Annotated in this window: 4 protein-coding genes and 1 pseudogene; 2 read left to right on the top strand and 3 right to left on the bottom strand. The window is 71.4% G+C overall.

Annotated features, from left to right (window positions below):
• Together G3I65_RS13150 and eccCa are read right to left on the bottom strand one after the other, a co-directional pair.
• Positions 1-376: pseudogene (locus G3I65_RS13150) on the bottom strand (type VII secretion-associated protein); the annotation flags it as partial.
• 103 nt (positions 377-479) lie between these two features.
• Complete coding sequence (gene eccCa / locus G3I65_RS13145) at positions 480-4493, bottom strand: type VII secretion protein EccCa (RefSeq protein WP_160696362.1); 4014 nt, start codon at positions 4491-4493, stop codon at positions 480-482.
• A gap of 460 nt (positions 4494-4953) precedes the next feature.
• Here eccCa and eccD point away from each other — a divergent pair, with 460 nt between their 5' ends.
• Together eccD and G3I65_RS13135 are read left to right on the top strand one after the other, a co-directional pair.
• A complete protein-coding gene (gene eccD, locus G3I65_RS13140; protein WP_160696361.1) occupies positions 4954-6318 on the top strand; it encodes a type VII secretion integral membrane protein EccD in 1365 nt (454 codons plus the stop codon).
• Positions 6319-6338: 20 nt separating this feature from the next.
• Positions 6339-7940 (top strand): S8 family serine peptidase, encoded by a 1602-nt coding sequence (locus G3I65_RS13135; protein WP_160696360.1) that lies wholly within the window; start codon positions 6339-6341, stop codon positions 7938-7940.
• Positions 7941-7967: 27 nt separating this feature from the next.
• Here G3I65_RS13135 and G3I65_RS13130 read toward each other — a convergent pair whose 3' ends face one another.
• Positions 7968-9029, bottom strand: a complete 1062-nt coding sequence (locus tag G3I65_RS13130; RefSeq protein ID WP_160696359.1) for a WXG100 family type VII secretion target — start codon at positions 9027-9029, stop codon at positions 7968-7970.
• Positions 9030-9156: the final 127 nt, after the last annotated feature.

The following is a 9156-nucleotide window of genomic DNA, read 5'->3' as shown; positions in this document are numbered from 1 at the left end:
GGATGGCGCCCCAGTCCGCGGGGTGGGTCAGCACCAGCAGGTCGACCTCGGCGTCCCCGGCGAGGCGGCGCGCCTCGGCCACCGCGCGCCCCAGGACGGCGTGCACGACGTCGGTCACCCGCAGGACGCTGTCCCCGAGCAGCAGCTCGCCTTCGTCGATCCGCCGCTTCGGGTTCGGCTCGTACCGCGACGGGTCGACCGCCGCCTGCCGCTCGGCCTCCTGGCCGACGAACAGCGTGCCGTCCGCGGCCGCGAACACGGCCGAGGACATCAGCGGCTGGCCGTCGATCACCACGACCTGCGGCTCGCGCCCGTTCACCGAGGCGACGACGCAGGTGCTCGATGTCCCGAAGTCCACCGCAACCCGGACCGTCACCAGCAGCTCCCGCAGTACTTGTCGCGTTCCCCCGCACCCCGCCGTCGGGGCGCCCCCACGGGGAGGAACCTACCCCCCGCCGCGGGACGCCCCGAAGCCGTGCTCAGTCGGGGTTGATCCACGACACCTGGATCAGCTGCTTGCCGTTCTTCCGGGTCAGCAGGTTGCCCCGGCCCGGCGGCATCGCCGACGGCTTGATGTTGCCGACCAGCGCGCCCTCGTCGCGGGAACCGTTCATCACCATGCCCGGCGCCGCGATCTCTTTGAGCTTGCCGATGATCGGGTCGTACATCGCCTTCGACGCACCACCGGTGCGCCGCACGACCACCAGGTGCAGGCCGACGTCCTTGGCCTGCGGCAGGAAGTCGGAGATCTTCCGCAGCGGGTTGGTCGTCGACGTCGCCACCAGGTCGTAGTCGTCGACCAGGATGAACAGCTCCGGGCCCTTCCACCACGACCGCGTCTTCAGCTGCTCCTGGGTGACGTCCGGGCCCGGCAGGCGCCGCGTCATCGAGTTGAAGACGTCGCCGACCATGCTCTCCAGCTGGTTCGCCGACACCGCGTACCCGAGCAGCGCGTCGCCCTGGACGAACCCCAGCATCGTGCGCCGGTAGTCGACCAGCAGGATCAGCGCTTCCTGCGAGGTGTAGCGCTCCGAGATGCCCCGGGCGATCTGCCGCAGCAGGTTCGTCTTGCCCGACTCGCCGTCCGCGAACGCGTAGAAGTGCGGCTCGGCGTTGAAGTCGAGGTAGATCGGCTGCAGGTCTTCCTCGTTGACGCCGATCGGGACCAGCTTGGAGTCCCGCGCGGTGTCGAGCTTGAGGACTTCTTCGTAGGTGATCATCTCCGGCAGCAGGCGGACCTGCGGCGCGACCCGGCCGCGCCAGGCGCCCTTGATCTTGCCCACCGCGTCCGCCACGCCCGACGCGATCGTCTCCGGGTCGCTGGACCCGTCGATGCGCGGGAGGCCGCCGAGCATGTGCAGCTTCTCCCGGGTCAGGCCCCGGCCCGGCCGCCCGGCCGGGATGTTCACCGCGACCCGGCGGTCGATGTCGGACTCGGTCGGGTCACCGAGGCGCAGCTCGAACCGGGTGCCCAGCATGTCCTTGATCGCCGGCCGGATGTCCGCCCACCGGTTGGCCGCGACGATGACGTGCACGCCGTAGGACAGACCCTGCGTGGCCAGCCGGGTGATCGTGGTTTCCAGCTCTTCGAAGTCGTCGCGCAGCGCGCGCCAGTTGTCCACGATCAGGAACGCGTCGCCGAACGGGTCCTGGTCCGGCCGGATCTCACCGCGGCGCTTGCGGTTGCGGAACTCGGTCATCGAGTCGATGCCCATCGCCCCGAACCGGCCTTCCCGCTCGGTGAGCAGGGTGGTCAGCTCGGCCACGATCCGGCGGGCCTTGTCCGGCTCGCGCCGGGCCACCGCGACGCCGCCGACGTGCGGCAGGTCGGCCAGACCGGTCAGCGTGCCACCACCGAGGTCGAGGCAGTAGAACTGCGCTTCCTCGGGGGTGTGCGTGAGCGCCATCGACATGATCAGCGTCCGCAGCATGGTCGACTTGCCCGACTGCGGGCCGCCGACGATCACGCCGTGCCCGGCCGCGCCGGAGAAGTCCGCCCACAGCGGGTCACGCCGCTGCTCGTACGGCCGGTCGATGATGCCCAGCGGCACCTGCAGCCGCCCGTTGCCGAAGAAGCCGACCGGGGACAGGCCGCGGTCGTCGGTCGGGTTCAGGTTCGGCAGCAGCGTGTCGAGGGAGTTCGGGTCCTTCAGCGGCGGCAGCCACACCTCGTGCGCCGGCGGGCCCTGCCCGATCAGCCGCGAGACGATGACGTCCAGCTCGGACGGCTCGACCGCTTCCTCGGACTGCCGCTGCTCTTCCTTCGGCGCCTCTTCGATGAACTGCGGCTCCGGTTCCTTCGGCAGTTCGACGAAGTCCGGCACGAACAGCTGCGGCCGCTTGTCCGCGCGGACCACGGTCGCCGCCGGGCCGGCCGCCTTGAGACCGGCGGGCCGGTACGGGCCGGAGACGTAGGAGGCCTTGAACCGCACCAGCGTCGAGGTGTCGTACTTCAGGTAGCCACCACCGGGGACCGAGGGCAGCTCGAACGCGTCCGGCACACCGATCGCGGCGCGGGACTCCGCCGCCGAGAACGTCTTGAGGCCGATCCGGTAGGACAGGTGCGAGTCCAGGCCGCGCAGCTTGCCCTCTTCCAGGCGCTGCGAGGCGAGCAGCATGTGCATCTGCAGCGACCGGCCCAGCCGGCCGATGGCGACGAACAGGTCGATGAAGTCCGGCTTCGCCGACAGCAGCTCGGAGAACTCGTCACAGACGATGAACAGCGCCGGCAGCGGGTCGAGGTCGGCGCCGTTCTCGCGGGCCTTCTCGTACTCCCAGACGTTCTTGAAGTTACCGCCGTTCTTCAGCGCTTCCTGGCGACGGTTCATCTCGCCGGCCAGCGCGTCCTTCATGCGGTCGACCAGCGTGACTTCGTCGGCGAGGTTGGTGATGACCGCGGAGACGTGCGGGGCCTTGTCCAGGCCGAGGAAGGTCGCGCCACCCTTGAAGTCGACGAGGACGAAGTTCAGCGTGGACGAGGAGTGCGTGGCCAGCAGGCCCAGCACCAGCGTGCGCAGGAACTCCGACTTACCGGAACCGGTCGCGCCGATGCACAGGCCGTGCGGGCCCATGCCCTCGGCGGCGGCTTCCTTGATGTCCAGCTCGACCGGCTGGCCGTACTCGCCGACACCGAACGGGACGCGGTAGCGGTCGCGGATCGGCCGCGGCCGCCACGCCTGCTGGACGTCGAAGGTCATCGGGTCGCCCGGGATGCCGAGCAGCTCCAGCAGCGACGGGTTGGACAGCAGCGGCTCTTCGTCGCCGACGTCCTGGCCCGCGGCGCCGCCGACGCGGTACGGCGAGATGAGCCGGGCCAGCGACTCGGTCTCCACCAGGCTCAGCGTGTCGGGGCGGCCGAACCACTCGACGCCGCCGGCGCTGCGGGCGCCGAGCCGGTCGGGCTCCACGACGAGCCGGAGGCCGCGGCGGGCGGCGAGGTTGCCGAGCGAGTCGGACAGGTCGATCAGCGTGACGCCGACCAGGCCCTCTTCGAGGACGATCTGCTCTTCGCGGGTCACCTCGGCGTCGTCGATGATGATGACGATGTGCGGCTGGTCCGGCGCCGGCGTGGCGTTGCGGGAGAACCGCTGGCGGTCACGGAGTTCTTCGTCGAGCCAGTTTTCGATCTGGGCCAGCGAGCCGGCCATCATGCGGAGCTGGCCGATGCCGTCCGACAGCGTCGGGTGCTGGGCGTGCGGCAGCCACTTCGCCCACTCCCACTCCTCCTTCGCGCGGCCCGCGGTGGCGACCGCGACCAGCACGTCGTCGGGGCTGTGGAAGGTGACCATCTGCGCGAGCATCGCGCGGGTCAGGCCGCGGGTCAGCGCCCGGTCGCCCTGCATGCTCACCGCGGCGAACCCGCGGAGGGTGATCTGGGTGGGCAGGTCCGGCACGATCGAGTGCGCGCGCACGAACCGGCGCAGCGCGAGGGTGGCGATCGGCTCCAGCTCGTCGACGGGCCCGGTCTGCGGCGGGACCAGCCGCGTCGCGAGGCGGTGCGAGCTGCGCCCGACGCGCAGGTGCAGGAAGTCCTGGTCGTTCTGGCGGCGCTCCCACATCCGGCGGCTGGCCGCGAGCGACCACAGCGACTGCGGGTCGGGGTGCACCCATTCCAGGGCGGCGCGCTGGTCGACCATCGCCTCGCGGGCGCGGTCACGCATCTGCCCCAGGTAGCGCAGGTAGTCCTTGCGGTCTTCGTCCATCTCGGCGCGCTTGGCACCGCCGCCCTTGCCCCCGCCGCCCGCCATCATCCCGAGCGTGCCGACGACCATCATGCCGCCCATGGCCATCATCATCGGGTTCCGGTTGCTGGCCTGGAACATGAAGACCATCATCCCGAGCGACGCGACGATCATGACGACCGGAAGCGCCTTCATCACGATGTTCCCGGGAATGACCCGGGGCACCTCGGGCGGCGGCTCGAGGTGCACCTCACCGCCCGGCGGACGCGGTGCCGCCAGCCGCGGCGACTTCTTGAACTGCAGCGTGCTCATCGAAGGACCCCTCATTCAAACTCGACGATGGCTGCCACCGCTTGGTGCGCAAGGTGCGCGAACAACCTATCGAACGTCCTGGCGGAATTCCGGCGGATGCCGCAACCGCCCACAGGTGTGGTCTCGGCCTCGTCCCGCGAGTGTACGGCCCGGCACCGACAGTAATCTCACCTTCCGGCCGCTGACCTGGCCTTGCCGGTGAATTTCGGACGCGCCGGGCGGGCCTGAGGTGTCGCCGAGCGAGCCGCCGCGGACTCGGCCGGGCTCGCGGCGCCGACCGCCGCGGGTCGTGGACGAACCCTTCACTACGCCCCGGCCGAGCGGCCGCTGACCTGGCCTTGCCGGTGAATTTCGGACGTTCCATGATGCCGGTGCCGGGGTTCGGTATAAGTTCCCCCGGGAGCAGTATCGACCGAGCGGGGGCAGTGCAGTGGCTACGGGCACGACAGTTTTCAGCAGGGTGACGGTCGTCGCGCCCTCCACGCGGATCGACGTGGCGCTGCCCGCCGACGTCGCGGTGGCCGACCTCCTGCCGATGCTGCTGGACATGGCCAAGGAGACCTCGCCCGACGGCGGGGCCCGCCACGGTGGCTGGGCGCTCGCGAAGCTCGGGGACGCGCCGCTCGACCCGAGCCGGACGCTGGCCTCGCTCGGCGTCGTCGACGGTGAGCTGCTGCAGCTGCGCAAGCGCAACGAGAACCCGCCGCCGCCGCTGTACGACGACGTCGTCGACGCCATCGCCGAGTCCTCCCCCGACAGCTTCCGCCCGTGGACCAAGGAGACGGCGAACCGCTTCGGGCACGTCGCGGGCGGGCTGGCGCTGGTCGCCGCCGCCATCGCGCTGTTCATGAGCGGGTCGTTCTACGGCGGCAGCGCGCTCGGCGCGGCCATCGCGGGCGGCATCGGCGCGATCGCGTGCGTCGCGGTCGGCGCCACGCTCGCCAAGGGCTACCAGGCGGAAGCGACCGGCGTCCTGATCGCCGCGGCCGGCGGCCTGCCACTGGCGTTCGTCAGCGGCTTCTACATCGTGCCCGGCCTGTCCCTGCGGGCGAACCTGCTGCTCGGCGCGGTCCTGGTGATCATCGTCGCGTCCGTCTGCATCATGGTCATCGGCGCCGGCATCACGACGTTCATCGCGGCGGCCACCGCCGGCACGTTCGGCGCGCTGGCGTTCCTCTTCGGCACGCTCATCGCGCACCCGGCGGCCGGCATCGCGGCCGGCACCGTCGCGGTCGCCCTCGCCTGCATCTCGATCCTGCCGCGCGCCACGATCTGGCTCGCGAAGCTGCCGCTGCCGCACGTCCCGGGCAGCGCGGAGGAGCTCAAGGAAGACTCCGGCTTCCCCGACTACCGGGCGATCGAGCGCCGCACGGCCATCGCGCACAACTACATGACCGGCCTGATGGTCGGCTGCGGTGCCACGGTCGCCATCTCCGCGGTCATCGCCGCGAGCGCGCCCGGCGCGTTCGGGATCATCCTCGGCGTCGTCGCGACGCTCGTCCTGCTCCTGCGCGCCCGCGCGTACGCCAACGGCAGCCAGGCCATCGCGCTGCTCACCACCGGCCTGGTCTCGGCGACCGGGATCGGCATCGGCTGGCTGGTCTCGGCGAGCGCCCAGAACCGCCTGCTCTACGTCTTCGGCGCGCTGGTCCTGCTCGCCGCCGGCGCGCTCGTGGTCGGCGTGATCTTCCCGAACCAGCGCTTCTCGCCGCCGCTGCGCCGGACCGTCGAGATCATCGAGGCGCTCTGCATCGCGTCGGTGCTCCCGCTCGCCCTGGGTGTGATGGACCTCTACACCACCCTGCGGCACCTGAACTTCAAGTGACCGGATCGGGTGAATCTCGGATGTCAGTGGCACGGCGGACCACGACGGCATTGCTGGCCGGCACGATCGGCGTCCTCTCGCCCCTGGCGATAGCGGTGCCGGGGTGGGCGCAGCAATCCACCGACGGCTACTTCGCGACACCGCCGCCGGTCGACATGAGCAAGCTGATCCCGGACGAGCGCAAGCCGGACAAGAGCTACAAGCAGTCGAAGGGCTGTGTGCAGCGAAGCCTCGGCGAGAACATCGTGCTCAAGAGCCGGCCGTGGGGCCAGGAGTACCTGCAGCTCTCGAAGGCCCAGGACATCGTCAAGGCGGCCACCGGCGGCGGCGCGGGCAAGGGTGTCCGGGTCGCGGTGGTCGACACCGGCGTGACGCGCCACCCCTGGCTGACCGACCTCCAGTCCGGCGGTGACTACGTCGCCCCGACGACGAAGAACCAGCCGCCGGGGCTCGAGGACTGCGACGGCCACGGCACCGAGGTCGCCGGCATCATCGCGGCCAAGCCGGACAACCCCGAGGTCGGGTTCGTCGGCGTCGCCCCGGACGCGACGATCGTGTCCTACCGCCAGCTCAGCGAGAACTACGAGCCCAACACCGAGACAGCGTCGCCCCCGGCGTCCAGCACTGGGGGCACCCCGTCGTCGAGCACGAACCCGCCGTCCGGCGCGCAGTCGTCGCTGCCGCCGAGCAACGGCGGTGGCGGGGGAAGCGGCGAGGGCGACCAGACCTCGCCCGGGCAGTCCAACGGCGGGCGCCAGCTGGAAAAGGCCGGCACCGCGGGCACGTTGAAGACGCTGGCCGAGATCATCCGCGGCATCGCCGAGCGCAACGAGGCCGACATCATCAACATGTCGGTCGACAACTGCCGCCCGGCGACCGGGTCGATCACCGAAGGCGAGCAGCAGGTCCAGGCCGCCGTGCACTTCGCGGCGGAGAAGGGCATCGTGATCGTCGCCGCCGCGGGCAACGCGACGGACACCTGCCCGCAGAACGACCAGCCCAACGCCAAGAAGCCGAAGACGATCGTGACGCCGCCGTGGTTCGCCGACGACGTCCTGTCGGTGGGCGCGATCGACGAAACCGGTGGCGTCGCGGCGTTCAGCGTGCACGGCCCGTGGGTCGGCGTCGCCGCGCCCGGCACGAAGATCATTTCGCTCGACCCCGCGGAAGGCTCCGGCGGCCTGGCGAACCTGACGTTCGAAAGCGGCGACAAGGCCAGCGAAATCCAGGGCACGAGCTTCGCGGCGCCGTACGTCGCCGGGCTGGCGGCGCTGGTGAAGGCGAAGTTCAAGAACCTCGACGGGCGGGGCATCGTCAACCGCATCAAGGAAACGGCCCAGCACCCGGCCGCTCCGGGCGGGCGCGACAACTTCGTCGGGTTCGGTGTGATCGACCCGGTGGCGGCGCTGACCGCGACCCTGCCGTCCGAGGTCGGCGGCATGGCCCCGATCCCGTCCCAGCAGATGGCGCAGCTGCCGCCGGCCAACGACCGCAGCCCGACGCCGGTGATCGTGGCGCTGGCGGGCACCGGCGGTGGCGTGGTGGCGCTGCTGATCACGCTGTTCGTGATGCACACGATCCGCCGCAACCGCCCGGCCGAGCCGGGCTCGGCCCGCCGCTGAGGTGGTGGCCCCGCGCGGGCCACCACCTCACTGCGCCGGCGGCTTCTTCTGCTCCTGCGCCGGTTTCTCGTCCTCGCCGATCACCGGCGGGGCCACGAGACCGGGCTCCCCCAGCAGTTCCGACGTCTTGGTGACCGGTCGCGTCTTCGGCTGGCGCCGTCCCCCACCGCCGCCACCGAAGGCGCCGAAGCCCATCATCGGCATCATCGGAACGCCGGAGGACGTCGACTGGTTCGCCGCGTGGTCCGGGGCGGGCTGCGGGGTGTCGGCAGGCTGGGCGGTGTCGGGGGTGCCCGCGCCGGTGTGCTTGGGCTCCGCCGAAGACGGTGACGTGACCTCGTCCGACGACCCGGCCGAAGACGGCGTCGTCGATTCCTCGGCCGCGGCGTCGTTGAGCGCGCCGTCGTGCAGCTTGAACCGTTCCTGCGGGTAGCGGTGCCGGATCTCGATGCTCCGCGAAGCCGCGTCGGGGTCGTCGACGCCTTGGCAGAGCCGGTCGAACGCTTCCATGACGTCCCGCGCGGTCTCGTACAGCGCCTTCGCCGACTCCTGCGTCTCCTCCAGCTGAGCGCGCGCCCGCCGGGCGCCGCCGCTCGGGAGGAGCATGGTCTCCGACGTCAGGTCCGCCGCGTCCACCAGGACTTCGACGAGGTCGACGACGACGTGGCGGACCGACTCGACCAGCTCGTCGAGCGCGCCCGCCAGGACGTTCAGCGCTTCCTGGAGGTCACCGCCCGCCGCGCCGATCTCGCGGATGTAGGCGACGAACGAGTCCGCGTCGCGCCCCTCCCAGCCCGCGTCGAGGCGGCCGAGCTGGTCGTCAAGCCGCGCGGACACCTCGGCCGCGACGGAAGCGGCCTGACGCAGGCGATCCGCTTCGGCGCCGAGGTCGGCCCAGCGGCCGATCAGCGGGCGGAAGTACGTCTCGACGGGGTCGAGGACCCCCAGCTGCCGCGAGAGGTCCGTGAGGTAGCCCAGGTACGGTTCGGCCGCCGCGGTGATGTCCTCGCCCTGCGGGACCGCCACCGCCACCGGCTGCTGCTTCGCCAGCGGGTGCGGGATGGACTCGGTGGAGCTTTCGGCGATCATCCTTCGAGCCTCCCGGCCCGCTTGATCAGCTCGGCGGCGTCGGCGTCCTGGCCGTCGTGGCGCACCGTGACCTGCCGCAGCGCTTCCGCGGCCGAGCGCAGCGCCTCCGCGCCGTCGGCCAGCTGGC

Source organism: Amycolatopsis sp. SID8362, from assembly GCF_010550475.1.
In the GTDB taxonomy this organism is placed as follows: Bacteria; Actinomycetota; Actinomycetes; order Mycobacteriales; family Pseudonocardiaceae; genus Amycolatopsis; species Amycolatopsis eburnea.
Note: the sequence above shows the minus strand (reverse complement) of the source record. Positions and strands in the feature narration are given on the sequence as shown.

Bases quoted from the DNA above. Each gene is read 5' to 3' on its own strand.
- eccCa (WP_160696362.1), bottom strand. From the start codon at position 4,493: ATGAGCACGCTGCAGTTCAAGAAGTCGCCGCGGCTGGCGGCACCGCGT.
- G3I65_RS13135 (WP_160696360.1), top strand. From the start codon at position 6,339: ATGTCAGTGGCACGGCGGACCACGACGGCATTGCTGGCCGGCACGATC.
- G3I65_RS13130 (WP_160696359.1), bottom strand. From the start codon at position 9,029: ATGATCGCCGAAAGCTCCACCGAGTCCATCCCGCACCCGCTGGCGAAG.